Source organism: Lelliottia sp. JS-SCA-14 (assembly GCF_035593345.1).
GTDB lineage: Bacteria > Pseudomonadota > Gammaproteobacteria > Enterobacterales > Enterobacteriaceae > Enterobacter > Enterobacter wanjuensis.
This window is the reverse complement of record NZ_CP141606.1, coordinates 629,200-653,848: the sequence shown is the minus strand read 5'-3', so window position 1 is coordinate 653,848 and position 24,649 is coordinate 629,200. Positions and strand designations below refer to the sequence as shown.

Annotated in this window: 22 protein-coding genes, 1 tRNA gene and 2 pseudogenes; 12 read left to right on the top strand and 13 right to left on the bottom strand. The window is 49.7% G+C overall.

Translation table 11 applies throughout. From position 1 onward, the window contains the following. Positions 1–75 precede the first annotated feature (75 nt). Positions 76–1,197 (bottom strand): cupin domain-containing protein, encoded by a 1,122-nt coding sequence (locus U9O48_RS03100; protein ID WP_285145151.1) that lies wholly within the window; start codon positions 1,195–1,197, stop codon positions 76–78. Positions 1,198–1,398: 201 nt separating this feature from the next. Between U9O48_RS03100 and U9O48_RS03095 the strand changes: the two genes are divergently transcribed. Then, positions 1,399–1,695 (top strand): SH3 domain-containing protein, encoded by a 297-nt coding sequence (locus U9O48_RS03095; protein ID WP_285145150.1) that lies wholly within the window; start codon positions 1,399–1,401, stop codon positions 1,693–1,695. A 29-nt stretch (positions 1,696–1,724) separates the two neighbouring features. On the opposite strand, the gene U9O48_RS03090 is transcribed toward U9O48_RS03095, so the two are convergent. Both U9O48_RS03090 and U9O48_RS03085 read right to left on the bottom strand, forming a co-directional pair. Continuing rightward, positions 1,725–2,330 (bottom strand): ATP-dependent Clp protease proteolytic subunit, encoded by a 606-nt coding sequence (locus tag U9O48_RS03090; RefSeq protein ID WP_285145149.1) that lies wholly within the window; start codon positions 2,328–2,330, stop codon positions 1,725–1,727. A gap of 64 nt (positions 2,331–2,394) precedes the next feature. Beyond that, a complete protein-coding gene (locus U9O48_RS03085) occupies positions 2,395–3,165 on the bottom strand; it encodes a DeoR/GlpR family DNA-binding transcription regulator (protein WP_324723497.1) in 771 nt (256 codons plus the stop codon). Positions 3,166–3,258: 93 nt separating this feature from the next. On the opposite strand from U9O48_RS03085, the gene U9O48_RS03080 reads away from it, so the two are divergent. From U9O48_RS03080 to U9O48_RS03055, 6 genes are all read left to right on the top strand, one after another. Next, positions 3,259–3,438 (top strand): hypothetical protein, encoded by a 180-nt coding sequence (locus U9O48_RS03080; protein WP_285145147.1) that lies wholly within the window; start codon positions 3,259–3,261, stop codon positions 3,436–3,438. Next, positions 3,435–3,821: a VOC family protein gene (locus U9O48_RS03075; RefSeq protein ID WP_285145146.1), complete on the top strand. Its 387-nt coding sequence runs from the start codon at positions 3,435–3,437 to the stop codon at positions 3,819–3,821. The genes U9O48_RS03080 and U9O48_RS03075 overlap by 4 nt, the downstream gene beginning before the upstream one ends. A gap of 136 nt (positions 3,822–3,957) precedes the next feature. Further along, positions 3,958–4,791 carry a hypothetical protein gene (locus U9O48_RS03070; RefSeq protein WP_285145145.1) on the top strand — a complete coding sequence of 278 codons (834 nt, stop codon included), beginning with the start codon at positions 3,958–3,960 and terminating at the stop codon, positions 4,789–4,791. A gap of 23 nt (positions 4,792–4,814) precedes the next feature. After that, complete coding sequence (locus tag U9O48_RS03065) at positions 4,815–5,723, top strand: GH25 family lysozyme (protein ID WP_285145144.1); 909 nt, start codon at positions 4,815–4,817, stop codon at positions 5,721–5,723. A 27-nt stretch (positions 5,724–5,750) separates the two neighbouring features. Continuing rightward, entirely contained in the window at positions 5,751–6,626 is an 876-nt protein-coding gene (locus U9O48_RS03060) for a hypothetical protein (protein ID WP_285145143.1), read from the top strand. Between the two features lie 58 nt (positions 6,627–6,684). Beyond that, complete coding sequence (locus U9O48_RS03055; protein ID WP_324723496.1) at positions 6,685–7,494, top strand: GNAT family N-acetyltransferase; 810 nt, start codon at positions 6,685–6,687, stop codon at positions 7,492–7,494. Here the strand turns inward: U9O48_RS03055 and U9O48_RS03050 are convergent. Beyond that, positions 7,491–7,913 (bottom strand): FosA family fosfomycin resistance glutathione transferase, encoded by a 423-nt coding sequence (locus tag U9O48_RS03050; protein WP_324723495.1) that lies wholly within the window; start codon positions 7,911–7,913, stop codon positions 7,491–7,493. The genes U9O48_RS03055 and U9O48_RS03050 overlap by 4 nt on opposite strands. Before the next feature lie 205 nt (positions 7,914–8,118). Between U9O48_RS03050 and trpS the strand changes: the two genes are divergently transcribed. After that, positions 8,119–9,123 (top strand): tryptophan--tRNA ligase, encoded by a 1,005-nt coding sequence (gene trpS / locus U9O48_RS03045; RefSeq protein WP_285145139.1) that lies wholly within the window; start codon positions 8,119–8,121, stop codon positions 9,121–9,123. A gap of 39 nt (positions 9,124–9,162) precedes the next feature. Here the strand turns inward: trpS and U9O48_RS03040 are convergent, their stop codons facing one another. Continuing rightward, a complete protein-coding gene (locus U9O48_RS03040; protein WP_324723494.1) occupies positions 9,163–10,557 on the bottom strand; it encodes an MFS transporter in 1,395 nt (464 codons plus the stop codon). A 45-nt stretch (positions 10,558–10,602) separates the two neighbouring features. Next, positions 10,603–11,697 carry a cellulase family glycosylhydrolase gene (locus U9O48_RS03035; protein ID WP_324723493.1) on the bottom strand — a complete coding sequence of 365 codons (1,095 nt, stop codon included), beginning with the start codon at positions 11,695–11,697 and terminating at the stop codon, positions 10,603–10,605. A gap of 185 nt (positions 11,698–11,882) precedes the next feature. On the opposite strand from U9O48_RS03035, the gene U9O48_RS03030 reads away from it, so the two are divergent. The 4 genes and pseudogenes from U9O48_RS03030 (at position 11,883) to U9O48_RS03015 (ending at position 15,967) form a co-directional block, all read left to right on the top strand. After that, the gene (locus tag U9O48_RS03030) at positions 11,883–12,893 is read left to right on the top strand and encodes a LacI family DNA-binding transcriptional regulator (protein ID WP_324723492.1); all 1,011 of its coding nucleotides are present in this window, start codon (positions 11,883–11,885) and stop codon (positions 12,891–12,893) included. A 208-nt stretch (positions 12,894–13,101) separates the two neighbouring features. After that, positions 13,102–13,443, top strand: a complete 342-nt coding sequence (gene symE, locus U9O48_RS03025) for an endoribonuclease SymE (protein WP_282493400.1) — start codon at positions 13,102–13,104, stop codon at positions 13,441–13,443. A gap of 123 nt (positions 13,444–13,566) precedes the next feature. Continuing rightward, positions 13,567–14,073 (top strand): annotated as a pseudogene (locus U9O48_RS03020) (phosphorothioated DNA-binding restriction endonuclease); the annotation flags it as partial. Between the two features lie 94 nt (positions 14,074–14,167). Then, on the top strand, positions 14,168–15,967 hold the full coding sequence (locus U9O48_RS03015) for a GmrSD restriction endonuclease domain-containing protein (protein ID WP_324723491.1): 1,800 nt from the start codon (positions 14,168–14,170) through the stop codon (positions 15,965–15,967). 180 nt (positions 15,968–16,147) lie between these two features. Here U9O48_RS03015 and U9O48_RS03010 read toward each other — a convergent pair whose 3' ends face one another. From U9O48_RS03010 to miaE, 7 genes and pseudogenes are all read right to left on the bottom strand, one after another. Beyond that, complete coding sequence (locus U9O48_RS03010; RefSeq protein ID WP_324723490.1) at positions 16,148–19,057, bottom strand: type III restriction-modification system endonuclease; 2,910 nt, start codon at positions 19,055–19,057, stop codon at positions 16,148–16,150. Between the two features lie 2 nt (positions 19,058–19,059). Next, on the bottom strand, positions 19,060–21,030 hold the full coding sequence (locus tag U9O48_RS03005) for a site-specific DNA-methyltransferase (protein ID WP_324723489.1): 1,971 nt from the start codon (positions 21,028–21,030) through the stop codon (positions 19,060–19,062). Positions 21,031–21,041: 11 nt separating this feature from the next. Continuing rightward, positions 21,042–21,404, bottom strand: coding sequence for a hypothetical protein (locus tag U9O48_RS03000; protein WP_324723488.1), 363 nt, complete (start codon positions 21,402–21,404; stop codon positions 21,042–21,044). 97 nt (positions 21,405–21,501) lie between these two features. Then, positions 21,502–22,739 (bottom strand): annotated as a pseudogene (locus U9O48_RS02995) (tyrosine-type recombinase/integrase). Between the two features lie 188 nt (positions 22,740–22,927). Beyond that, a tRNA-Leu gene (locus U9O48_RS02990) sits at positions 22,928–23,012 on the bottom strand. 106 nt (positions 23,013–23,118) lie between these two features. Next, a complete protein-coding gene (locus U9O48_RS02985; RefSeq protein ID WP_103948342.1) occupies positions 23,119–23,850 on the bottom strand; it encodes a topoisomerase II in 732 nt (243 codons plus the stop codon). Between the two features lie 27 nt (positions 23,851–23,877). After that, positions 23,878–24,636, bottom strand: a complete 759-nt coding sequence (miaE, locus tag U9O48_RS02980) for a tRNA isopentenyl-2-thiomethyl-A-37 hydroxylase MiaE (protein WP_324723487.1) — start codon at positions 24,634–24,636, stop codon at positions 23,878–23,880. Positions 24,637–24,649 lie beyond the last annotated feature (13 nt).

Genomic DNA, 24,649 nt, shown 5'->3' with positions numbered 1-24,649 from the left:
CGTGGACGGATGACGCAGGAACCATAACATTGCGGCGGCGCAAAGGCTACGCCGCCGCCATGTTCATCGAGCGGATTACTCTTCGAAGTACCAGTAGCCCTGGTTGATCAGATCCGTCAGCTCAGCGACAAACGCCGGGTTTTGCAGCGCGTCGCCCAGTTCGTCCTGGCCAAACTCGGTGTAGCGGCACAGCACGTCAGCGGCTTTCGCATCCACCGTTTCCAGCTGTTCGCTGTTGATGAAGAAGCTGCCGCCGACGTTCAGCACGCGCAGACCGCTCAGACGAGACAGGGTTTCGCCGCCCTGCAGGGCATCGAGCACTTCTTCCGGTTCGTAGGCCGGTTCCGCCGCGGCGATATCCAGCTCGTGACGCGGGGTGCTGACAAAGCTGCCGAACCATTTTTTGAAATCTTCCGGCTGGCTGATCATCTCGATCATCATGCTGCGCAGGCGATCGAGTTCGTACTGCTCCACGCGGCCCGGATGTTCGCGGCAGGTCAGATCCGGATCGCTGTAGTGCTCGCCGCCCAGATCGTTTTCCAGCGCGTAATCAGCAAAGCTGCTGATCAGGTCGCGGCCGTTTGGTCCACGGAAACCAACGGAGTAGTTCAGCGCGGTTTCGTGCGTGAAGCCGTCGTGCGGGAATCCAGGCGGAATATAGAGAATATCGCCCGGCTCCAGATCTTCGTCGATGATCGGCGTAAACGGATCAACGTGCAGCAGCGCCGGATGCGGGCAGAACTGACGCATCGGCAGCTTATCGCCCACGCGCCAGCGGCGGCTCCCCATGCCCTGAATAATAAATACATCGTACTGATCGATATGCGGGCCAACGCCGCCGCCGGGCACCGAGTAGGAGATCATCAGATCGTCCAGTCGCCAGTCCGGCAGCACGCGGAATGGGCGCACCAGCTCAGCGGACGGCATGTGCCAGTGGTTCACCGCCTGCGCCAGCAGTGACCAGCCGTTTTCGCCCAGACCGTCAAAGTGTTCGAAAGGACCGTTGCTCGCCTGCCACTCACCGTTGAAATGGCTGACCAAACGGCTGTCGACTTCCGGCTCCATCGCCAGGCCCGCCAGCTCATCAGGCGTGATCGGATCGACAAAATTCGGGAAGGCATTTTTCAGCACAACGGGTTGTTTTTGCCAGTATTTTTCGAGAAATTCCGGCCAATTGAGATTCAGTTGATACGCCATGGGAAAGCACCAGTGAGAAGGGAAACAGGTGCGATTATGAGAGACGGGCCGGGCGGCTGCTTTGTCGTGGGTCAATTGCCCGCCAATTGCCCCTTCAACCGTTCGCATGACACACCGTGACAGTTTCAGCCTTTATGGTTATCGCCCGATCCTTAGCGGCTTATATCGTTAATTAATAAGCGCGCACTGTCACGAGGCGATATGAGCGACTTCACTGAACTCCCGGTTTCTGGAAACGTGAAAACCACGATGGGCGTTTTCACTCGCAGAGATAATCCGTCGGTATTTTCGCCCGTCGCGAATGAACTGCCTGCCGGGAGTCGCGTGACGATTCAGGGGGCGGTGGTGGGTGATGCGGTAGAGGGCAATGCGCACTGGTATCGGGTGGGAGAGGATACCTATATCTGGGCGGGGGCTTGTACGCGGCTGGAGCCGTATCCGGAGTTTCCGGAAATCACCAGACCCAGCTGGACGGCGATCGTTTTACATGAACGATAGCGCCCGTAACCGGGCGCTTTCTGGAACACTTAATCCAGCTTCAGCTCGTCATACTGGGTGATGATCTTGCCGACAATGCCGTAATCCAGCGCCTCGCCAGGAGACATCCAGAAGTTACGGTCGGTGTCTTTTTTCACTTTTTCCAGCGGCTGGCCGGTCGCGTCAGCAATCAGCTTGTTCACGCGATCCAGCATGCGGATGATCTCGCGCGCTTCGATCTCAATATCCGTTGCCTGACCACGCACGCCGCCCAGCGGCTGATGGATCATGAAGCGGGTATTTGGCAGCGCATAGCGGTGCTCTTTTTTCGCCGCCAGGAAGATGGTGATCCCGGCGCTCGCCACCCAGCCGGTACCGATCACGTGCACATCCGGGCGGATGAACTTGATAAAGTCATGGATAGTATCGCCCGCTTCCACGTGGCCGCCCTGACTGTTGATGTACAGCTTGATCGGATCGTTGCTCACGCTTTGCAGCAGGATCATCTGAGTGATCACTTTCTCGGCCAGCGCCTGGTCAATTTCGCCGGAGATGATGATCGAGCGGGACTCGAGCAATTTCTGCTGCAGTGCGCCCGCGCCGTTTTTCCCTTCTGATTTTTCTGTGTTATCGCGATCTTTCTGTGTGAAGTGCATTGTTGTTATCCTCGGCTTTTAGCGCTCAAAGTCAGAGTGTAGCCTGTTTTGCCAGGCAAAGTCGTCAGGCGCACACAATGCGAACATCCTGAGTCGCGAACGCGCTGAGAACATCCGGGTTCATGCTCGCTTCCACCACCAGCACGTCGATGTCACCGGTTCTGGCGACCACGAAGCGCGCCACGCCGGGGATTTTGTCGGTGGTCAGCGCCACGATGGTCTGATTGCTCTGGGCGATCACCGTTTTCTTAAACTCGCAGTCGGCAAAATCAAAGCCGGTCAGCCCCATTTCGGGGTCCATCGCACATCCGCCGATAAAGGCCTGATCGAAAATAATCCCCTGGATCTGACTGGCCGCCGTCGCCCCGACGGCACCGCCCGAGGCGCGCTGGATCTGCCCGCCGGTCATGATCACTTCGCACAGAGGATGGCGCAGCAGCTCCGCCGCGATCGCCGGAGAGTTGGTCACGATCGTCACGTTCAAATCCGCAGGCAATGCCTTCGCCAGCGCCAGGTTGGTGGTGCCGGTATCCATAAAAATACAGCTGCCGGGTTTGATAAAGGTTGCCGCTTTCTGCGCGATCATGTCTTTTTTTGCAGGATTTTTTCGCTCGCGAGCGAGAAAATTTCCCGCATCCGGCAGCTGAAGCACCGCGCCGCCGTAGACCTTTTTGCACAGCCCTTCTTTGCTAAGCTCATGTAAATCACGGCGAATCGTGTGCTCAGACACTTTCATTTGCGTCGCTAATTCCGTGCAGACCACCCTGCCGTTGTCCTGAAGGATCTTGCGGATCAGATCTTGTCGTTGTTCCGGAAAAGCAGCATAATCGAGCATAAAGAGTCCTGTTAAAATCCAAATCGAGCATCAATGCGCATAATGTTGCATGACGCTCAGCCTGTCAATCGATGCAACCTGGAAGGGAGCCTGATGATGAAACGCAGTAAACCGTCTCACCCGCTTGTGGCTAACCAGCCTTACGACGGATTCTGGTTCCAGCCCGTCAGCCACACGGAGCGATCGCAGCAGAAAGTGCAGCGCGAAGAGTTACCCGCCCGGTTCCAGGAACATCACTTAACTATGCGCAGCAAACAACGAGGCTTAATATGAATATTGCACATGTCGCACTCTGGACCCGCAACCTGCCCGCTCAGGTTCAGTTCTGGGAAACGGTTTTCGGGGGTCGCAGCAACGAGAAATACATCAGTAAAAATCGCCCTGGGTTTGAGTCGCACTTTATTACGCTCACCGACGGCCCGACGATTGAGCTGATGACGGTCCCGGAACTGGCGGACGAGCCCGTGCATCCTGAATTTGTCGGCTGGGCACATATCGCTCTCAACGTTGGCAGCAAAGCCAATGTGGATCGTATGGCGGAACAGGCGCAGCAGAACGGCACGCTGCTCAGCGCGCCGCGCATGACGGGGGACGGGTTTTACGAGGCGGTGATCGCCGACCCGGACGGGAACCGGATTGAGCTGGTCGGGGAGTAATTCCCACCGTTGTTAGCAAAACATTTCAACCATAAGCATGAAAAACCCTTATTCTTTTCATGCTTTATTGTTAATGCCGGATTAATGCCCACCTATATGGTTAATAGCATCATCTTTTTTCATTAAGGTATGTTGTATGCCCAGAACAGCATCCGGCGCGAAGTTCTTTATAATCGTGAGCCTGGTAGGCTCATTTCTCTCCCCGATATTTTTTCAGCATACACCACAAATAGCATGGCTTAGTACGCTCATTCTGATGATTGTTTTTTGTCTAAGTATTGGCTATGCCATCAATGGACGTTTTACAGGTATTTTCATCGATTATCGTAACCGTTTTAGTTTGTCGAAATTACAGGCATTGTGCTGGTCGGTACTGATTTTATCTGCATTGTATACCGCTGCGTTACTAAGAATATGGGCACATGTCGATTCGCCCCTGGACATAACATTAGATAAATACCTTCTCGCGATCATGGGGATCTCACTAACGTCGCTTGCGGCAGCGCCTGCGATTTTAAATGCCAAAGAGGAGAATAAATCGCCGAATCAAGCGGCACAACAGGTATCTCAGGCAATTAATAAACCCGAAGTGGACATCATCCCCTCCGGTAAAATTTTCTATTTTTCCTCATCTGATTTTGCTAGCTGGCTAGACCTTTTTCGTGGTGAAGAGAGTGCTAATGCCGGTTCGGCCGATCTGGGAAAAATCCAACAATTCATCATCACGTTCATCCTGTTAGTCGTATACGCCACTTTGCTCTGGAATAACTATTTTCCCCAACCAGTTCCAATACCTGGCAAGACAGATCATACGTGGTTGCAACTATTCCCTCCCGTTTCAGAAGGCCTGTCATGGCTACTCGGTATTAGCCATGCCGGTTATCTCGCTTATAAAGCCGCCCCACATGGCGATGCCGACGTGCCTTCTCCCTCTTTAGACAAAAACACGACATCTTCTGGTGCGGGTTAACTGTTAATCATCACGAGGTCTCTATGAGCAGCTATCCGGAAATCCCATTAAAAGGAAGCGTAACCACAACCGTTCTGGTCAACGTGCGTCAGGGTAAACCGTCCATATTGGCTCCCGTAGTGCAAAAAATGGCGGCGGGACAAACCGTCTCCGTTTTAGCTGTGGTTGTCGGTGATAATGTAGAAGGAAATACCCACTGGTATCGCATATCAACCAATACATTTATTTGGGCGGGCGCGTGCACCGCAGTCTCTCAGCACAGCCTTGCTGCGCCAGCATTGGAAACCAACGCAGCACTTCAACATATCCCCTTCGTGGTAGATCTCTACCACGGCGATGAAGTGAATAGCTTTCAGCAAGCCAAAAACGCAGGTCTGGTGGCGGTGATCCATAAAGCCACCACGGGGGCATCGGGCAGGGATGATGAGTATGATAATCGCAGAATAGCCGCTAAGAATGCGGGTCTGATGTGGGGCGCTTATCACTGGGGAACGGCAGCGGATATTTCGCAGCAGGTGAAGAATTTTTTGGACTACGCGCAGCCTGATGAAAACACGCTGATCGCACTGGACTTTGAACCTACGCCGGGCAATCAAATGACCGAAGAAGGGGTTAGAGCATTTTGTCAGGCGATATATAGCAAACTTAATCGCCGCCCGGTGATTTATGGTAGCAATCTGCTCCGCGAGAAATTAGGCAACACCCGGGATCCTTTTTATCACAACCATCGTTTATGGTTGGCACAGTACAATGCTCATCCAACGCTACCAGTTCACTGGGATCAATACTGGCTTTGGCAATATACCGATGGTCCAAAAGGACCTTCCGGTTGCCGTTCCGTTCCGGGGATTCCGGGTAATTATCTTGGGCATCTGGACTGCAATTATTTCCCTGGTACTGCACAGGAATTAAAAGAGCAGTGGGCGACATAACACCATTCTGCGGTCAGGAAGGTCATCATGAAAAAGTGTATTTGCTTGCTCACGTTATCTTGCTTGGCTACCTCTGGCTGCGTATCCGACAGTTATTTTTATCGGGGCTATTCCAGCCCCGACATTGATGAAAACATTACCTTTACCTCTGACAAAATAATGCGAGCATTATTAAATCCAGCTGCTGATGATAAAAAGAAAAATCCAGATAATCAAAATAAGATAAACGAAAGGCAGGCCATTGTTTCAGAGGACTGTGTCACTGCAACGAGCACAACCGACAGATCTGGTAAATGCCGAACCCAGCGCAACAACGCCATTTACACCCTGATGACCGGTTCGGAGCAGGTATGCCTAATTCACAGACGTAGTATCTATGGCAGAGATGCTTCTTTTAACGTGACCGCCGGAACATTAACCAGTCTGTTTGCCGGTATTTCTACCGTTGCCACACCAGCAGTGAGCAAATCAATTTTCTCAGCGTTAGCGATGTTTTCTAACTCCGAACGTTCACTGGTCAATGAGGTGGTTTACAAGCAAATGATTATCACGGCCGTCGATAACAAAATTCAGCAAACCCGCGAGACCAAAGCAATCGCGATTGCGCAGCACTTAAAAGATGACGATATCACCGCGTATCCGCTTTCTAAAGGGATCAACGACTTTATGGATTACCATAACAGTTGTTCGTTTATGGAAGGGCTTCGCCTGGCGCTGGCAAATGGCACACAGAATCCGACAGAAAATAAAATCAATACCCTTAACAATCGAGTGCTGCTCAATAACGCACAGATGAATCTTTACTGCCGAGGCAAACAAGAATCAGACAAGCAGATGTGTTCAACATTAACTGAACGCAATAAAGCCATCGCCGACGAACTGAAAACGCTGGAAGTTCAGTAATACAGGAAAGAATTCATCCGCTACACTGATTTCCTGTCTATTTGTGAGGACGATCGTCATGGAACTGACCGCAACCAGCGCGCTTCATTTCAGCTTTACGGAACTTACTGACATTCTGGGGCGCTGCTTTCAGAACTATTTCGTCCCTTTCTCGCTCACGCCGGAAGCTTTTGCCCTGCGTTTCGGGGCAGAAGGGATGAGTGTGGAAGACTCCTGCGTCTGGCTGCAGGACGGTGAGCCGGTGGCGATTGCCATTATCACCCGACGAGATTCGATCGCGCGTCTGGCGGCGTTTGCCATCGTTCCGGCACTTCGTGGGAAAGGGCTGGCCCGATCGATGCTCGCACCGCTGTTCGCCGCTTTGAAAACCAAAGGCGTAGCGCGTCTTTATCTGGAAGTGATCGCCGAAAACAACGCCGGGATTGCGCTGTACAAGTCGCTGGGTTTTCGCGATGCACAGGCGCTGCTCGGGTTTAAAGGCAGCTCGACGGAGAACCCGCAGGGCGCGAAACTACACTCCGCCACGCTGGATTCCCTGTACCACGCACTCTTTTCTGCTCCGCCGGAGACCACGCCCTGGCAATTGGATCCGCTGGCGCTGCGATCCTTGCCCTGCACGGTGCTGAACACAGGTCGGGGAGCATGGGCGGTTATCACCACTCACGGTCCGGTGCCGCAGCTGCGCTATCTATTTGTGGAACCAGCATCGCGCGGCAAGGGAGAGGCTCAGCGCATGTTGCAGATCCTGAGCGAGCAATATCCAGGAATCAGCACCCCGGTCTCAGTGCCTGAGCGTTTAACGCCGCTGTTTTTGGCGGCGGGTTACGCGCAAATGGAGATTACGCAGCGCGAGATGGTTTGCGACTAATCCTGCGAATAAAACCGCATCCCCGCATAAGGTTTTTCCCGACACGCCGCCAGTCGCGCGGCGATATCGCCCACGTGCAGCTCCAGCTTGTGTCCGTCCGGGTCGAGAAAATAGAACGATGCCCCTTCGCTTTTATTGGTTTTCCAGACGGTGACGCCAGCCTGCTCCAGCTTGTGCGAGAAAGCGTCAAAATCTTCGGGTGCAACGCTGAACGCATAGTGGGTGTAATCGCTCTCCTCAGGCGGAACGTAGTTGCGGGTTTCGTCGAAAGACAGGCACAGCCAGAGGTCGCCGCAGGTGAGATATGCGCCCGTGTCCCACTGGGCATGGAGTGACAAACCCAGCAGATCGCGCCAGAAATTCATGCTGGTTTGCAGGTTGCTGACGGCCAACGTGAGGTGGTTCAGTGATTGCAGCATAGGATCCCCTGTTGTGTTTCGCTCAGAACATGATACGGTAATTCAATGAACAGAAAACACCTCCCCGCTTTCCATCACACCCAGTGGTGGCTGCCTTCTTAAAGGCGGCCCGGAATTGTTTTCCCTCTTTTTCAGATAGCCGCCGAAAGGCGGCTATTGCATTTCTAAGACGTCTTTCGGCTTTTAAAACCTTAAGGAGTCTTACATGAACACCAAAACGACCATCCTCACCGGCGACCGTCCGACTGGCCCTCTGCATCTTGGGCACTATGTTGGATCGCTGCGCCAGCGCGTCGCGCTCCAGCAGGATTATCAGCAGTTTGTGCTGGTCGCCGACCTGCAGGGCCTGACGGATAATGGCAGCAACCCGCAAAAAATCCGCGATAACATCCCCGAAGTGCTGGCCGACTATCTCGCCGCGGGTATCGATCCCGATCTCACGACCATCTGCCTGCAGTCCGCCCTGCCCGCGCTGGCCGAACTGACGATGCTGTATATGAACATCGTCACCGTGGCGCGCGTGGAGCGCAACCCGACGGTGAAAAACGAAATCGCCCAGAAAGGCTTTGCCCGCTCGCTGCCCGCCGGTTTCCTCGTGTATCCCATCAGCCAGGCGGCGGATATCACCGCGTTTAAAGCGGAAGTGGTGCCCGTCGGCGATGACCAGCTGCCGATGATCGAGCAGACCAACGAAATCGTCCACAAGATGAATAGCCTGCTGCCCGCCCCGGTACTGCGCCACTGCAAGGCGATGCTGAGCGACACCAGCCGCCTGCCGGGCGTCGACGGCAACGCCAAGATGTCAAAATCCCTCGGCAACACCCTGCACCTTTCGGCCAGCGAAGAGACCATCCACCGCGCCGTCAGCGCGATGTATACCGATCCGAACCATCTGAAAGTGAGCGATCCGGGGCAGGTCGAGGGCAACGTGGTGTTTACCTATCTGGATGCGTTCCACGCGGACAAAGCCAAAGTCGCGGCGATGAAAGCGCACTATCAGCAGGGCGGACTGGGCGACAGAACCTGCAAAAACGAGCTGGAAGCCTGTCTGCAGGAGCTGATTGCGCCGATGCGCGAGCGCCGGGCGACCTACATTCAGGACAAAAGCCAACTGATGGCGATGCTGAAAAACGGTAGCGAACGGGCGCACGAGATCACGCAGGCGACGCTCAAAGAGGTGAAACAGGGGCTGGGCGTACCGGTGTTCTGAAGGATAAGTGGACGCCTGCCGGGCAGGCGCCCATAAAAGCTAATTCACCGAGACCGGGCGATCCAGCCGCTCGTCGCCTTCCACATCCTGCGCTGAAGCATGGCGGCGCTCCGCCAGCAGACGGCAAATCTCCGCATGTTTCTCTTCGGTAAAGGTGAAGCGCGACATGCAGCCGAGGCGGATCAGCGAGCCAATCGCCGGAAGCAGGCAGATGCCGAAGAACAGCCCGGTCAGCACGCCATCGCTCTGGGTTTGCGCCTGCGGTACGTAGCCGATCATCGTCAGGAACACGCCGATCAAGCCCCCGCCCACCGCCACCGACATCTTGCCGGTGAAGGTCTGCCCGGAGAAGGTGATCGCCGCGCAGCGTTTATGGGTGTGGTACTCAGCGTACTCGATGGTGTCGGCGATCATCGACGAGGTGAGGATATTGCTCATCATGACGAACAAGGTGCTGAGACCAAGCAGCAGGAACAGCAACGCCGTGTGGTGATATCCCGCGAACCACATCACCGCGCGCACCGCGATATCCAGCCCGCAGAGGATCATAAACAGTTTTCGCTTCTGCATCCTGCGGGTCAGCATTGGTGCTATCAGGCACACCACCGCCGCCACGATCCCCATAATGCCGATCGCCATCTGCAGGCTGCCGTCGCCGAGGTTGTAGATAAAGAAGTAGATGTAAATCCCGTTGGCGACGTTATGGAACACGCAGAAAAAGAACGACAGCAGGATGACGAACAGCGGTTTGTTCTGACGCAGATTGTGGAAGGTGTCTCGCATCGTCACCTTCTCCGCGCTCGGCGGGACGCGCTCTTTAATCTGCATAAAGCCGTTCAACATCAGCGGCAGGCCGAAGAGCATCATCACCAGCGCCGCCATGAAATAGCCTTTGTCGTTGCTGTACTGGGCAAAAAACGCCGCCAGTTTCGGGAAGAAGATATTCGCGCAGGCAATCCCGGCGTTGACGCCGAGCATCGCCGCCGTCACCGCGCGGGTGCGCTGACCGGAGTCGTTGGTCATCACCGACGACATCGACCAGAACGGGATATCGGAGATCGCGTACAGCGTCCCCCACAGAATATAGGTCACCCCGGCGTAGAGGATTTTGGTGGTCATGTCCGCTTCGATTTTATAGAACGACAGCAGCGTGACGCCGGTGATCAGCAGCGGAGCGATAAGTAAAAAATGCCGAAACTTGCCGAATCGGCTGTTAATGGTGTCCATAATGCTGGCGAACAGCGGATCGTGAACCGCATCCCAGACGCGGGCAATCAGGAAGATCGAGCTCGCCGCCAGGGCCGAGATCCCCAGCACGTCGGTGTAAAAATAGTTAATAAATGAACCCACTAAACCAAAACTAAAACACTGACCTAAACCATAGCCAAAATAGGACCACAACTCGCGAGACGGTATTTTCATTGTCGTTGCCATAGTGCGTACCTTGCTGTCCGGCGGCGTACCGCCGGATCGTTATTGTTATGCCTGCGGCTGCGGGGCGATTTTGCGCAGCTTGCGCATCAGGGCGATTTCGCTGCGCGAGAACGGGATGCCGTTCTCTTCGAAGACGTCGTGGAACCACAGACGGCAGTAGTCGGTCGAGCCGGTCATGATCACCGGCCACGGCAGCCAGGTCTGGGTTTTGCCGCGCACCAGGCCCCACTGGTACGGCGCGACCTTCGCGGTGTACATTAGCGGGAGCTGCTCTTCGATGGTGCTCCCGACGTGGCGCGCCAGCCATTCGGTGCAGAACATCGGGCGGCCAAACTGCTGTAACTGCTGGATAATCGCGGTCATGCGCCCGGTGTTGAGGTAAGCGTGGTAGCTCACCACGTCCGACAACTCCAGCGCGGTTTGATCGAGCGGATGCTGGAAGAAGGTCTCTCCTTCCACTTCCACATCTGGCGACACGCGCCACGCGCAGACCGTCAGCGGCTGCTCCGGATCTTCTTCCCGCGCCCACTCGAACGCCCGTTTCATCAGCTCATGCGCGTAGCTTTCCAGTTTTTCGTCGTACTGCACTTCCACGGTGCCGGTCGCAAAAATCCCGCGGTTGCCCGGCTCGTTGTAGAGATCCCACACCAGGACGCGTTTATCGTCGCGGAACTGGCGGATAACGTCGCGGATATAACGCTCAATCTGCGGCCAGCAGTCGCGATCGCACACTTTATCGCGCCCTGGGCTCGCCGCCGCCTGGCTGTTGTGTTTGCCCGGGATCGGCGGCTTCTGCGGGCCGAGATACGGCTCATCGCCCGAGAACCCGCAGTCGTCCATCAGCGTCAGCATGGTGCTGAACCCGTGGCGGTCAGCAAGCGTCAGAAAGTGGTCAATACGCGCCAGCAATCCGTCGCGATCGTGCTCCCAGACGATAAACGGCAGGTTGATGCGCAGGGTGTTGTAGCCCGCGTCCGCCGCCCAGCCGAGTTCACGGTCAATGGTTTCGGGATCGAACGTCTCCTGCTGCCAGATATCCGTCCAGTTCACCGCCGTCGACGGCAGATAGTTAAACCCGCAGAGCCACCCTTTTTGCTGATACCACGCCTGCGCCTGTTCTTTACTCCACTGCTGTTTCATCGTCGCCTCACTTGCTGATAATATTTAGCTAATAAATATTAGTTGAACTATAAATGAGCAAACTGGCGCATTCAGAAAAGCGACAGCAATCACAAAGTTCAGGCTTGAGCGCATAAGAAACGTGATCGACCGCGCTTTGGAAGACGGTTAAGGTATGATGCTGTTTCTCAAGGGGGAGCGAGCGGATGAAGCGGAAAAACAAAATCACGATGAACGATATTGCGCGTGCGGCGGGGGTGTCGCAGGCGACGGTATCGCTGGTGCTCAACCAGTCCCGCAACATCAAGCTCAGCGACGAGACGCGCCAGCGGGTGATCGGCGTGGCCGCCGAACTCGGCTACGACCGCCTGCCCGCCATCCACGCGCCGCGCAACCAGGAAGAGGTGGCGCTGCTGGTCAGCTCCCTGCAAAGTTACGACCCCTTTATCGACGCCATCAGCCAGGCGCGGGATGCGGCCTGGCGCAACGAGACGCTGCTGACCGTGTACGACTACGGCGACGACGTGGAGCTGGCCCTGAACATCATCCGCCAGCTGGAGAAGCGCAACTGCGTGGGGATTATCCTCGCCTCCCCCGTCACCACTCTGGTGGACATGACCGATTTCCAGGACTGCACGCAGCTCCCGCTGGTGCTGCTCAACCAGCGCGACCCCGGCTCCCCGCTGCTGCCGTCATTCATTCCCGACGACTTCGCCAACGCCTTCCAGGTGACGCGCCATCTGATTGCTCAGGGGGCCACGCGCATCGCGCACATCACCGGCGAGAGCTGGATGGAGGCCACCCGCCAGCGTAAGGCGGGCTACCAGGCCGCGCTGGAACAGGCCGGACTGGCGTTCGATGAGAGTCTGGTTCGCCCGACCAACTGGCAGTTCAGCGAGTCCTTCACCGCGACCGAGGCCCTGCTGGCGTTGCCGGAACGCCCGGACGCGATCTTCTGCGCCAGCGACTGGCTGGCGATCGGCTGCTATCAGGCGCTGGCGGTGAACAACGTGCAGATCCCGCAGGACATGCTGCTGGCGGGCTACGACGATCAGAAGATTTCCGAACAGCTGACTCCGGCGCTGACCAGTATTCAGCTGCCTTATAGCGAGCTGGGGCGGTTAGCCGTGGAGTATCTGTGCAATCAGGAAGATGCGGCGACGCATGTAACGCTGGCGGGACGGTTGAGGATGCGGAGATCGAGTGAGCGTAATTAAATACTTATTCCGGAAATATATATTGTGAATAATGAATTCATGATTTTTATATATTCAAATCACTCCGAATAACGCTTATTACGTTTTGTATTCAGCTGGACTTTAAATATTTTCCTGATTAAATATACAGGTATTCATAACGCGATGCGGACATGCGCCAACACGTCCGCACCGCTCATCACAATCACTATTAGAGAGAATAGTAACTATGACTAACGTCGATTGTATTGCAGATTCATTTGAACCAGAAGTGTTCCCCGCCGATAACCGCACCTTCACCGTGAGTTATGCGAGCCGTTTTCACGATCACGCCCGTATGCCGGCCTTTATCATGAAGGGCTACTGGCTGGATGAAGCCGGATTCAGCACCGGCACCAAAGTGGACGTGAAGGTGATGAAAGGCTGCATGATCCTGACCGCACGAGAACCAGAACCGGAAGAAACGGAGATGGAGAAGCTGGTGCGCGAGGTGAGTAAGCTCTCAGCGCGTAAGCAAAAGCAGGTGGTGGAGTTCGTCGGAGTGATATCGGCGAAGAGTTCGAAAGGCTGAAAAATCAATTGAATGGGGAAGGCGCCGATGGGCGCCTTTTTTGTTGGTTGTGAGAGGTGGGTGGTTGATTGGGAGGGATTTTGCGAGCATCATCGCAATTATTTTAGTTAATGACATAACACGATGATCCCCAATAAAACCCTGGAACAAGCTATTTCCGATATTAGAATCTGGCGCAAAGGTAATGAACGTGCACCTCATAAGCCGCTATTGCTTCTGTATGTACTGGCAAATTACCAGCGTGGCCATGGCCGTTTATTCGACTATGGTACGGAAATCCATCACCCGCTGCTTAACCTGTTAGAACGTTTTGGTCCAAAGCGCGCAACCCACTACCCTCAAATGCCGTTCTGGCGGCTGAAAGGGGATGGATTCTGGGAACTTCATAATGCTGAACATTGTTCCAGCACTGGAAGCAAAGAACCTCCAGTCACAGAGTTAGTGAGCTATTGCGTCGCAGGCGGTTTCACTGAAGAGTATTACGCGCGGCTGAAAAATAACAAGAACCTTATTTGCTCACTTATGCAGCAAATTCTGAAAGCACACTTCCCTGAAAATGTTCAGGAAGAAATTGCCAAAGAGATAGGTTTTGATTTCCAGCAGATTCACAAAGTTACCGAGCCATTGTTTGTTTAAGTAAAACGTTTAACGTGAAAAATGTATATATAGTCCGTTTTCAATTAATGACGCTTACGGGCATTGAACTCATAGCAAGGATGTAGATATGTCGACATTTGACAGCACTAAACTGCCGCTCAAGGATCTTCTGAAAGATATTGTTGGCGGGAAAATTCAGTTACCCGATTTTCAACGTGGCTGGGTCTGGGATGATGAGCATGTACGGAGCTTATTGGTCAGTCTGGGACGTTCATTTCCTGTCGGTGCTGTAATGCTTCTTGAAACGGGCGGCGAAGTTCGTTTTCAGGTGAGACCAGTAGAGAATGTTCCTTCCGCGGGCTTACCTGCGCCAGAGAAATTGATTCTCGATGGTCAGCAACGTCTGACAACCTTAACTCAGGTGCTTAAACTTCAGGGACCAGTGAAAACAACGACGGAAAAAGGGAAACCGATCGATCGTTTTTACTACATCCATATTCCCACTGCTCTCGCGGGTGCTGACAGGCTGGATGAGGCCATCATTGCAACCGATGGTAGTCGCCAGATTCGCAGTGATTTTGGTCGTAAAGTTGAGCTTGATCTTTCTACCCGGGAACTTGAATGCCAGCAGTTATATTTCCCTTGCTCGGAAATTCTGGAGGTAATGGGTTGGCTAAAAGATCTGTACACCCATAATCCTGACGCGGTACCCCAATTCTTTGAATTCAAATCGCAGGTCCTGGATGCGTACAACGATTACCAAATTCCTTTAATTGTCCTGAAAAAAGACACGACCAAAGAAGCGGTATGCCTCGTGTTTGAAAAGGTGAACACCGGAGGCGTACCACTCTCGGTATTTGAGCTGGTTACAGCGAGCTACGCAGCTGACGGCTACAATCTACGCGATGACTGGTACGGCAGCGATATTCGAAACGTTATCTCTCGCAGGCAGCGAATTTCCGAAGAGCCGATTCTGAATGGTGTTGAAAGCACAGACTTCCTGCAAGCTATTACCATGCTGCATACACTGGAAAAACGTAAAGCTGATATCGCCGCTGGCAAAACAGGTAAACAAGTTTCCCCCGTCAGTGCGAAACGAGCATCTGTCCTTGAGCTACCTTTAGACGCTTATAAAAATTGGGCTGAAGTTGTAGAAAGAGGATTCAATTGCGCCGCCAAATTCCTTCGCCAGGAATGTTTTACTTCTCAACGTGACTTACCTTATAGAACCCAGATCGCCCCGCTGGCGGCAGTCATGACGGTCATTTGCAGCAAAGATGAAGAACGCTGGAGAGAACCACAGATTCACCAGAAGCTGGCCAGATGGTTCTGGTGTGGCGTGCTGGGCGAACTTTACGGCGGTGCCGTTGAAACGCGTATAGCGAATGATGTTGAGGAGTTGCTGGCCTGGATTGAAGGCAATGGAGACCTTCCGCGAACCATCAACGATGCCAATTTCCAGATTGATCGTCTGGGTTCACTCGCTTCTCGTCTGAGTGCGGCTTATAAGGGGATTAACGTTCTGGTCTTACGCGACGGCGCACATGACCTGTTCTGGAAATCTCAGATTCGCAACCTTGAAGCTGATGAAGTCTCACTCGATATCCATCATATCTTCCCGAAAGACTGGTGCGAAAAGCAAGGTATCGCCCGACGCCAGTACGATTCGATTATCAATAAAACGCCTATTTCCTATAAAGCAAACAGGATGATTGGTGGGTCAGCCCCCTCCGTCTATCTGGCATCGCTACAATCCCACAACCAGGTACAACTGGATGATGTCGCGATGAACACGCTTTTGAGAAGCCATCACATTCCTGTAGAACCCCTACGTGCGGACGATTTCGATGCGTTCTACGAACAGCGGCAGAAAGAGTTACTGGGGTTGATTGAGAGGGCGATGGTCAAATCACCGAGCCAGCTTTAATCACATGTCCATAATGGTAAATATTCACTTTGATGAAGTCTCTGACTCTCCCATATATAGGGGCCCATTTTCAGCCAAATGGACTATTTTTACCTTAGTAGAAGAAATGGCATTATTCGGTAGGGATAGTACCCATTCGTCGAAAAATCAAGGGCTTTAGAGCCCTTGATTTAAACACCATCAAAGAGCTTGTTTGATTAATTTATATATTGAGTCATCAGAAAACTGTGTATTAAACTCCACTTTAACAGACTTGCTTATTTGGTTAAATAATACTTTGGCGTGTTTTATCTTTCGTTCTTCTTCAAGTCGCAAGCTATTTTTCCCCTCAACATTTTTTGTTTCGATGATAAAGTTCAAATAATCACCTTTTGATGTTTTTACAACATATGCAAAGTCTGGAGAATACGTATAGCCACCCGCAACCGGAATCTTAATAGAATTTTTTGGAATTTTTGTAAATACAGACACAGACTGAATTTCTTCATCTGTTATGTTGAGCTTTTCAAGTTCTGAGTCATAAAAGACCTCTTCAAAAAGATAAGAATCCAATGGTGGCTTTGTATTCTCATACAATACACCAAGATCACTTGATAACACCTCAACTACAGGCTCACCGCTTTCCGTTGTAAACTTAGTTGGATGAACAGAGCCTGAAATTACATTGTATCCAAGACTGAACTTGTTGAAAGAATTGTTTAACAAATATTTACTGAAACCAGATTTAATCTTTCTGATTGTTTGAATGTTCAGGTAATCAGTGATATTGATAGTGTCTTTTATATCACAAAACACCTTATGTAAGGTATCCTGTTTAGCAAAAATAGTTTGTGATAAGTTATCAAGAAATTCTCGATAACTCATTGTATTGAGTTTTGCAAAGTTATCATCATCACTGATGATACTTTTTGACATGGCAGTATCATTATGAATGTAAATTCTATCAATACGAGTATGAACCCCTGATTTAGTAAATCTTTCTGTTTCTTCGAGCATGAATGATTTGAAAATGGATAAGAATTCATTTTCGCTGTTTATCTTATACTCAATCACTGCTTTCTGATTGATTAAATCCCACAGTTCTTTCAGTTCACTGAACTTGCCAGCACGCATTTTAGTACGTCTTTTTCCATCTGTGGCTTTTTTGATTTTGTTTGGTTTTACTCCGGTAGGGAATGCTGCCGGGTATTTACCTTTTAAGCGTATATAGGAATCAGAATCTTTGAAGTTGTCATTCTCATCAATGATTTCAGCGTCAAAGATTTCATTCATGAGTATCCTTGATGAAAGATCAGGATACTTAGATAGTATTTTATCCTTAAGCTCCTGAGTGAACTTACTCGGAACGGTTTCTTTGAAAGAGCTATCGTTAACCTCTTTGACAAGAGAATCAACAAAATCTTTTTCTGTAAAATCAACATAATAGTTGAGTGTAAAATTGCGGTCTTTCACTCGGCACATATATTCATTCACTGGAAGACGTAATCCACGTCCTACCTCTTGAAGTTTAGATGTGATGCTACCACTCGAACGGAGCTTACAAATCTGAAAGACGTTAGGGTTATCCCACCCCTCACGCAATGTCCACTTGGAGAAAATGAAACGACGAGGATTATTCAAAGATAACAAAAGCTCTTTGTCATGAAGGATTTCGTTGATTTCCTGCTCAATTTTATCATCTTTATCGCTGTTATCTTTTGAAAAATAACCTCCATGAACAGAAGAGATATCCTTAATAGTTTTTTCAAGGTAGTTTCTATAAAACTCATCTTTCTCTTTTTTTAACAGTTCATTAGCTTCAGCTAACACGAACGCTTCAAACTTAGTTTTCAGGCTTCCTGCAATATCATTACCATCACGATAGCCTTCAATGTCATCAATGAAGAAAAGAGTAAGAGGTTTTATGCGTGGTCTTTGTGTCAGATACTCTTTTTCTAACTTGAAGTGTTCTTTGACAGCTTTACGCATCATGTTATCAGCAAGCGTCTGATCATAAGAGTAGGGGTTTATAGAGCTACCAATTTTTAGCTCTATACCATTACTCAACACTGCAGTGCTCCTGTTTAAAGCATCAAGCGTTAAATCATGGATCGCACTATGCGTTTTAGATAGTGATTCATCTTTGGCTAACCTGAACGTTTTTTTATTGCCATTTTCGTTCAGTTCAAATGTGGCTTCTTTTCCGTCAGATTTGATGAACTTGAGGCTGGCGAAACCATCACCAACAATATCTTCAATGTAAGCATCAATACCTTTAACAAGATCGTCATTAAATGCATCTACGGCCGTAAGACGATAAACTAAGTTCTTATAGCCTTCACTAAAGGTAGCGCCATAACGAATGATATATTGAGCATTAAATTTCTCAATGTTTTCCCATGTTTTTTTACCCGTAGGGAACTTATGAGGCTCATCAATAATGATGAATGGTTTTACCGCACTAAGGGCGGAAAATGGTGTATCAAACTGATTATCAAGCAAACCAACATCATAAGTATCAGTTAAAGACTTGGAGTTAATCATCCCTGAGTTGATTACAAGAACGTGTATATATTTCTTGTTGAAATTACTTGCTTCAACAAAATCATGAATAGCTTGGGGCATATACGATTTCGTGTTTTTACCAGAGTTTTTCTGACTCTCAACAACATAAGTCTTTAGCTCTCGCTCGTAATCATCTCGAAAGTGTTCTTTTAAAGCATCACTTTTTAAAAAGTTAACTGTTCCGGCTTTGATTGATAGTGTAGGAACAATAATTATAAATTTGTTAATGCCAAATGATTTGTTCAGGTCAAAAATGGTTTTAGTGTAGGTATAGGTTTTACCTGTCCCTGTTTCCATAGAAACATCAATCACATTGCTTTTAGCATCGTAATTATCTTTTAAATGCTCAATGCCATTGAACTCCTGAACATTTTTTATGTTGTTGTAGTATTGTTGTTCAGTAAGATTCAGTTCAGGGTTGGCTAACAAGCGAACAGCAACATTATTTGTCTGATGAGGTGTTGCGGAAACAAAAACATTCATCACCGCATCAACGCCTGCCTTTTGATGAGGTAAATTTTTTTCGAATGTAAACCCTTTAGACATGATTAGTTCCTCACTACCAAATCTATATCAATAGATTTTTTATTAGCATAGCTTTTTAGTGCTTCATTGAGTTCCATCTGTTTTGCACTTTCAAAGTTGCTTCCATAAAACACAACTTTGTTAGGAGCAAAGTCTTTGTCTGAATCCAACTTTTGAAGCAAAGCTTTCAGAGCTTCACTGGTGAAGTTAGGTGCAATCAGATACAGACGACCATCGCACAAGTGCGCTTTGTAACCGTTAAGATCAACATCTTCAATTGGCGTTGTTAATAAGCTACCATCATATACACACCATGTAGTCAATAGGGTGTCATACTGTTCTTGAGTTAATACAACATCATCAAAGAATGTATGGTTAGCCAGAGTAAGTTCTGATTCATCTTTTGAGCGGAAATCATTGATTGTTTCAAAAATTTTAAAACCTAGATCTCCTCTGTAATCAGGGTATTCATTTTTAATTTTCTCAGAGGATTTGAGTAATCTTGCTTTTGTAATTTCAAAGATATTTTTATATCCAGCTCTATAGGCTTCTGACTTTTCTTTAGTCTCCTCTGGCAGTTGAATACAAATGAATTTTAGCTCCTTCTCTTCATTGCAGTTCATATTATATATTGCATGAGCAGTAGATGCCGATCCAGCAAAAAAATCGAGCACAATATCTTGATGTTCAATACTTAAAGCCTTAAATATTTCTGATAACAATCCCACATCCTTCGGATTTGTAAAGATGTCTTTCTGACCAAATAGGTTTTTCAACATATTTGATGCTACGCGTCCATCTTTAAATTTTATACTGGTCAGACTTTGAAACTCAGTATCCTTAAGATAGGTTTTATTGTTAGGAACTACAGTGTGGTCTTTGCCAAAATGTATTCTATTTTCACTGATTTTACGTTTCATTGTATCCTCAATAAAACGCCAGCCCCCAGCAGGTTTTTTACAGGTTTTTTTTGTTATAGGATGCTCGATGTCATAGTAATAACCATTCGCTGGTTTAGAAATATTATCAGGGAAATAAATACCTCTTTCATCCATCCAATTATAATGTTTGCTATTTGTTATTGGGTTTGAAGCAGGGAATTGATTGTACCATTCCAAAGCGTCCTTATGTATAGCAGCCCAGTTGTCACCATGTTTTTTTCTAAAACCATCAAATGCCTTATAGATTTCATCTAACCCTTCTTTTTTCTCACTCCATTGACCAGAATTATGCTCTTTACTTTTAACATAAAACAACAAGTATTCATGCTGGATTGAAATATAGGCCTGATCGTTTTTACTGCTATTTTTCCATACTATTTCACCAGCGAAGTTAAACTCACCAAATACTTCGTCACATAATATTTTTAAGTTTGAACGTTCATTCTCATCAATTGAAATACAGATTATTCCATCATCTTTTAAAAGCTCACGAGCTACATATAAACGAGGGTAAATGAATGTCAGCCATGCACTATGGCTACTTGAACCTTTTACAGTAAAATCGAGGATACGTGTAGCCTCATCAAGATCGATAGCTGCCAGTTCAGAAAGCTGTTCAGGCGTAAACTTGCGATCATCGCTATAGGCAAACCCATCAGAACCTGTGTTATATGGCGGGTCAATGTAAATCATTTTAACCTTTTCAGCATACGCATTAACCATATGCTTTAATACTTCAAGGTTATCCCCTTTGATCAACAGATTTTGACTGCTCTTGTTCTCTTCACGTTGGTTATGGTCTTTATCTTCGGTGAGGAACGTCTTTGGTGGTAAGTTAGCCAACAGCCGGGCATAGGACTTGCCCAGCCAATTTAAACTGTACGACTCTTTAGAGAGCTCAACATCGGATGATTTAACGATCTCAAGCAGCTTTTCTTGAATGAACGCCCCATTTTTATCAAAACACTGTGGGAAGTTAGCTTTTAACACAGCAAGTTGTTTACTATTTGCTGTTTCAACTTCTGAAAAAATCGTTTCTTTTTGCATATCCATTTTAAACCTGACTATTTGGAGTTCGATTTTGTGGTGTTTTTGATTGAAGCTTCACTCAAGCCTATGCGCAGCAGTTCGGCTACCGCACCATCAATACTTTTGAAGATACGTGCTTCATAAGGCTGTCTGGAGCTACATAAGACCAAGGGTTTACCATTCCACTCTGAACCATCAAAAATCACGCTATACCCGCCTTTAGAGCCTTCTATCATTGCTCTATCAAGTATGCCTGATTTGACCCTTTCCTTAGCCATTGAGCTGAGGATGAAATTTCCACCATCAAGACCTGATATCATGGTTATTCCCTCGTTATCTAATACTGCTACGATATCAAATATTGCTGTAAAATCACAATGAAATGGTTTAATAGTCATTAACTATTGATGGCTATTAAACACATTTAAAACAAATGGTTATATTTTTACGTGATGGGTTATCAAGCGGTTTACGGAGGTTTTCTAACCAAAATAATCACCTGTTGGCAAACTCAAACGATCGGATCACCCTTTCGCAATTAGCATCCAGATAATCAGCCCACCATTGCACCATCAATCTACGCTCCTCCAGATGTTCAGCTTTATGAATGTAAGCAGCGCGCACAGAATTACGTTCTTGATGGCTCATCTGGCGTTCCACGGCATCCTTTGAACACAATCCACACTCTATCAAAGCGCTACAAGCCATTGCTCTAAAACCATGACCGCATACCTCGGTTTTAGTGTCATACCCCATCCCTCGGAGAGCTGTGTTCACAGTGTTTTCACTCATTGGCTTTTCAGGATTGTGATCGCCTATGAAAATCAGATGATGATCACCACTGATAGCTTTAATCTCTTTCAAAACTACCAGCGCCTGACTACTTAACGGAACAAGATGGGGTGTGCGCATCTTTGAACCACGATGGGAATGTTTAGTTCACGTTCTGCAGGGATGGTCCACATAGCACGTTCGAAATCAATTTCTGACCACCGAGCAAAACGAAGCTCACTTGATCGTATAAATACCATCAAGGCCAACTTGACGGCTAATTTGGTTAACTTTCTACCTTTAAAGCATTCGATACGGTCCAAAAGCTCAGGTATGCGTTCAAAATCTAAAGCAGGACGATGTTCACGCTTTGCGACAGCTATCGCTCCCGCCATCTCTTGTGCTGGATTGTAGTCAATTAACCCACTTTGAACGGCATAACGCATTATTGCCGTCGTTCGCTGTTGTAGACGTGCAGCAACTTCATAACGCTTAGATGCTTCAACAACTTTGATAGGGGCGAGCAAATCTCTTGTTTTGAGATCAGAAATTTTGCTTTTGCCAATGGAGGGGAAAAGATTATCAGCCAAACTCTTCAACACACGTTCACTATGAGAAGAAGACCATTTTTTACTACAAGAAGCGTGCCAATCTCTGGCTACCGATTTGAAGGTAGTCGAACCGTTTTGTTCAATCTTGTCCTCTTTTTTCTTTTCAGCTGGATCGATTCCATCAGATATCAACTTTTTCGCTATTTCACGTCGCTTACGAGCATCAGCAAGAGTGACGGTTTGGTAGACTCCTAAAGCCAACATCTTTTGCTTACCACCAAAGCGATATTGCAGCCGCCAGTATTTTGACCCATTTGGATTTATGAGAAGGTGCATCCCCTCACCATCAGTGAGTTTGAAGGGTTTATCTAACGGCTTTACCGTTCATACCTTGATATCAGTGAGTGCCATTGGCTAACCCCCAACTGTTGGTATCAAATGTTATCGAATCGAGAATACCAACGGTTATACCATCAATAGTGGGTAGATGTTGATAGATATGAGTAGACGTCAGGAGACAAAGATAAGGGGATAAACAGCGTAACTGCTGGATTTTAGAGACAAAAAAAGACGTCAGTAGACGTCTAATTTTGCATATTTGGTGCCGAAGGCCGGACTCGAACCGGCACGTATCTCTACGGTTGATTTTGAATCAACTGCGTCTACCGATTTCGCCACTTCGGCACTGAAGGGGTATGCGGAAACGTTGTGGATTATACCTGTCACGCGCTGCCTTGCAAGCGGCAGCGCGTGGATCCTGCGCTAAGTGTTGAAAAAACCAGCGTAAGGCCTACTCCAGCTCGGAAACCGCCAGACGGATCACACCGGCAGCATGGCTTTCAGGCAGTTGCAGCACTTTGGCCCACATCTCCTGCACCATATCGCACGACAGCTTCTCTTTGCCCACCGCCTTGTCCGGAGCCTGCAACAGCTGGATATCCTCGCCGTACTTCGCGGCCAGCTCCTTCATGATCGGGCGCACGTCGGCGACGGCGGTGTCGCGCTCCTGCGCCGTCACCGTGTGGCGGTTTTTGCCGTAGGCGGCGCGCATCATGTCGGCGTCAGCCTGCATGCGGCGCTGCATCATCGGTTTATCCAGCACCCGCAGCGGGTTGATGCCGCCCTTCACGTCCGGGTAGAGGAAACGAAAACAGGCGTCGTCGCTCACCTTCTGGATGGCGGCGGTCTGTTCCATGTTGGCCTTCATATAATCCACCACGCTCGCGTCCGGCGCGGTCTGCAGGCGCGACATTTGCAGGTGCAGGATCTGCGGTTGAATCACGTCGATAATCTGCTGCTCGGAATCGCCCTCTTTCTGCATCGCGAGGATCTGGCTGCGGATGCGTTGCTGGAATGCGGGGTCTTGCTCCTTCAGCACCTGCCAGGCAGGCATGCTGTTGAGCGTGGTGTCGAGCTGCTGTTCGGGGGTGTGTTGCAGGCGTTGCTTATCGTAGTAGACCCAGCACGCCACGGCGGCGGCCAGTACGGCAACAATCACAATCGGTTTCCAGGCTCTCTTCATCGTCTCGCATCCTTTTGATCTGTCGGATTACACCGGCACGCCGCTGTGAAAACGGAACTCACTGTCCGGTGTCGAGATAAGTGTGGCTTCTATTTCGCCAAATTGCTGTACGCGTGAAGAGATATCCTTGTCGCTGACCTGTTGAGCCAGCGTCAGATAGTCCTGATAGTGGCGCGCTTCCGAGCGCAGCAGCGAGAGATAGAACTTCTGCAGGTCATCGTCGAGGAACGGGGCCAGCGCGGCGAAACGCTCGCAGGAGCGCGCTTCGATGTACGCCCCGCAGATCAGTTTGTCGATCAGCGTCAGCGGTTCGTGAGTGCGCACTTCCTTCAGCATCCCTTTGGCGTAGCGGCTGGCGGTGATTTTGACGTACGGAATGTTGCGCTCCAGCATCGCCTCGCGCACCTGCCAGAAGTGGTGCAGCTCCTCTTTAATCAGCAGCACCATGCTGTCGATCAACGCCTGGCCCCAGGGGTCGTCGGTTTTGGGCATCACGCTTTTGCCAATCTGCTTATGCAGGGCGATAAAATCTGGTTCCGGGCCGTCGCGGAAGGTGAAGGCTTCGTAGGGTTTGAGCCACTCGAGCAGCGCGTCGGCCCCGCTTTTGTCGGCGACATATTTACGCACTAGCAGCAGCGCGGTCTGGGCGGCTTTGAGTTCGCACACCATATGGTCGGTGAGCAGCAGCGGCAGGTTCGCCGGGTCGCGGGCTTTATCAATCCAGGCTTGCGGGGTCGGGCAGTGGAGGAAGTTAAGAACGGGGCTGAGTATCTGCGGATAGTCCATTATGAAACCTTGC

What these genes read in the sequence shown, in the direction of transcription:
- U9O48_RS03100 (WP_285145151.1), bottom strand. Translation starts at nt 1,197, where the DNA reads ATGGCGTATCAACTGAATCTCAATTGGCCGGAATTTCTCGAAAAATAC.
- U9O48_RS03095 (WP_285145150.1), top strand. Translation starts at nt 1,399, where the DNA reads ATGAGCGACTTCACTGAACTCCCGGTTTCTGGAAACGTGAAAACCACG.
- U9O48_RS03090 (WP_285145149.1), bottom strand. Translation starts at nt 2,330, where the DNA reads ATGCACTTCACACAGAAAGATCGCGATAACACAGAAAAATCAGAAGGG.
- U9O48_RS03085 (WP_324723497.1), bottom strand. Translation starts at nt 3,165, where the DNA reads ATGCTCGATTATGCTGCTTTTCCGGAACAACGACAAGATCTGATCCGC.
- U9O48_RS03080 (WP_285145147.1), top strand. Translation starts at nt 3,259, where the DNA reads ATGATGAAACGCAGTAAACCGTCTCACCCGCTTGTGGCTAACCAGCCT.
- U9O48_RS03075 (WP_285145146.1), top strand. Translation starts at nt 3,435, where the DNA reads ATGAATATTGCACATGTCGCACTCTGGACCCGCAACCTGCCCGCTCAG.
- U9O48_RS03070 (WP_285145145.1), top strand. Translation starts at nt 3,958, where the DNA reads ATGCCCAGAACAGCATCCGGCGCGAAGTTCTTTATAATCGTGAGCCTG.
- U9O48_RS03065 (WP_285145144.1), top strand. Translation starts at nt 4,815, where the DNA reads ATGAGCAGCTATCCGGAAATCCCATTAAAAGGAAGCGTAACCACAACC.
- U9O48_RS03060 (WP_285145143.1), top strand. Translation starts at nt 5,751, where the DNA reads ATGAAAAAGTGTATTTGCTTGCTCACGTTATCTTGCTTGGCTACCTCT.
- U9O48_RS03055 (WP_324723496.1), top strand. Translation starts at nt 6,685, where the DNA reads ATGGAACTGACCGCAACCAGCGCGCTTCATTTCAGCTTTACGGAACTT.
- U9O48_RS03050 (WP_324723495.1), bottom strand. Translation starts at nt 7,913, where the DNA reads ATGCTGCAATCACTGAACCACCTCACGTTGGCCGTCAGCAACCTGCAA.
- trpS (WP_285145139.1), top strand. Translation starts at nt 8,119, where the DNA reads ATGAACACCAAAACGACCATCCTCACCGGCGACCGTCCGACTGGCCCT.
- U9O48_RS03040 (WP_324723494.1), bottom strand. Translation starts at nt 10,557, where the DNA reads ATGGCAACGACAATGAAAATACCGTCTCGCGAGTTGTGGTCCTATTTT.
- U9O48_RS03035 (WP_324723493.1), bottom strand. Translation starts at nt 11,697, where the DNA reads ATGAAACAGCAGTGGAGTAAAGAACAGGCGCAGGCGTGGTATCAGCAA.
- U9O48_RS03030 (WP_324723492.1), top strand. Translation starts at nt 11,883, where the DNA reads ATGAAGCGGAAAAACAAAATCACGATGAACGATATTGCGCGTGCGGCG.
- symE (WP_282493400.1), top strand. Translation starts at nt 13,102, where the DNA reads ATGACTAACGTCGATTGTATTGCAGATTCATTTGAACCAGAAGTGTTC.
- U9O48_RS03015 (WP_324723491.1), top strand. Translation starts at nt 14,168, where the DNA reads ATGTCGACATTTGACAGCACTAAACTGCCGCTCAAGGATCTTCTGAAA.
- U9O48_RS03010 (WP_324723490.1), bottom strand. Translation starts at nt 19,057, where the DNA reads ATGTCTAAAGGGTTTACATTCGAAAAAAATTTACCTCATCAAAAGGCA.
- U9O48_RS03005 (WP_324723489.1), bottom strand. Translation starts at nt 21,030, where the DNA reads ATGGATATGCAAAAAGAAACGATTTTTTCAGAAGTTGAAACAGCAAAT.
- U9O48_RS03000 (WP_324723488.1), bottom strand. Translation starts at nt 21,404, where the DNA reads ATGACTATTAAACCATTTCATTGTGATTTTACAGCAATATTTGATATC.
- U9O48_RS02985 (WP_103948342.1), bottom strand. Translation starts at nt 23,850, where the DNA reads ATGAAGAGAGCCTGGAAACCGATTGTGATTGTTGCCGTACTGGCCGCC.
- miaE (WP_324723487.1), bottom strand. Translation starts at nt 24,636, where the DNA reads ATGGACTATCCGCAGATACTCAGCCCCGTTCTTAACTTCCTCCACTGC.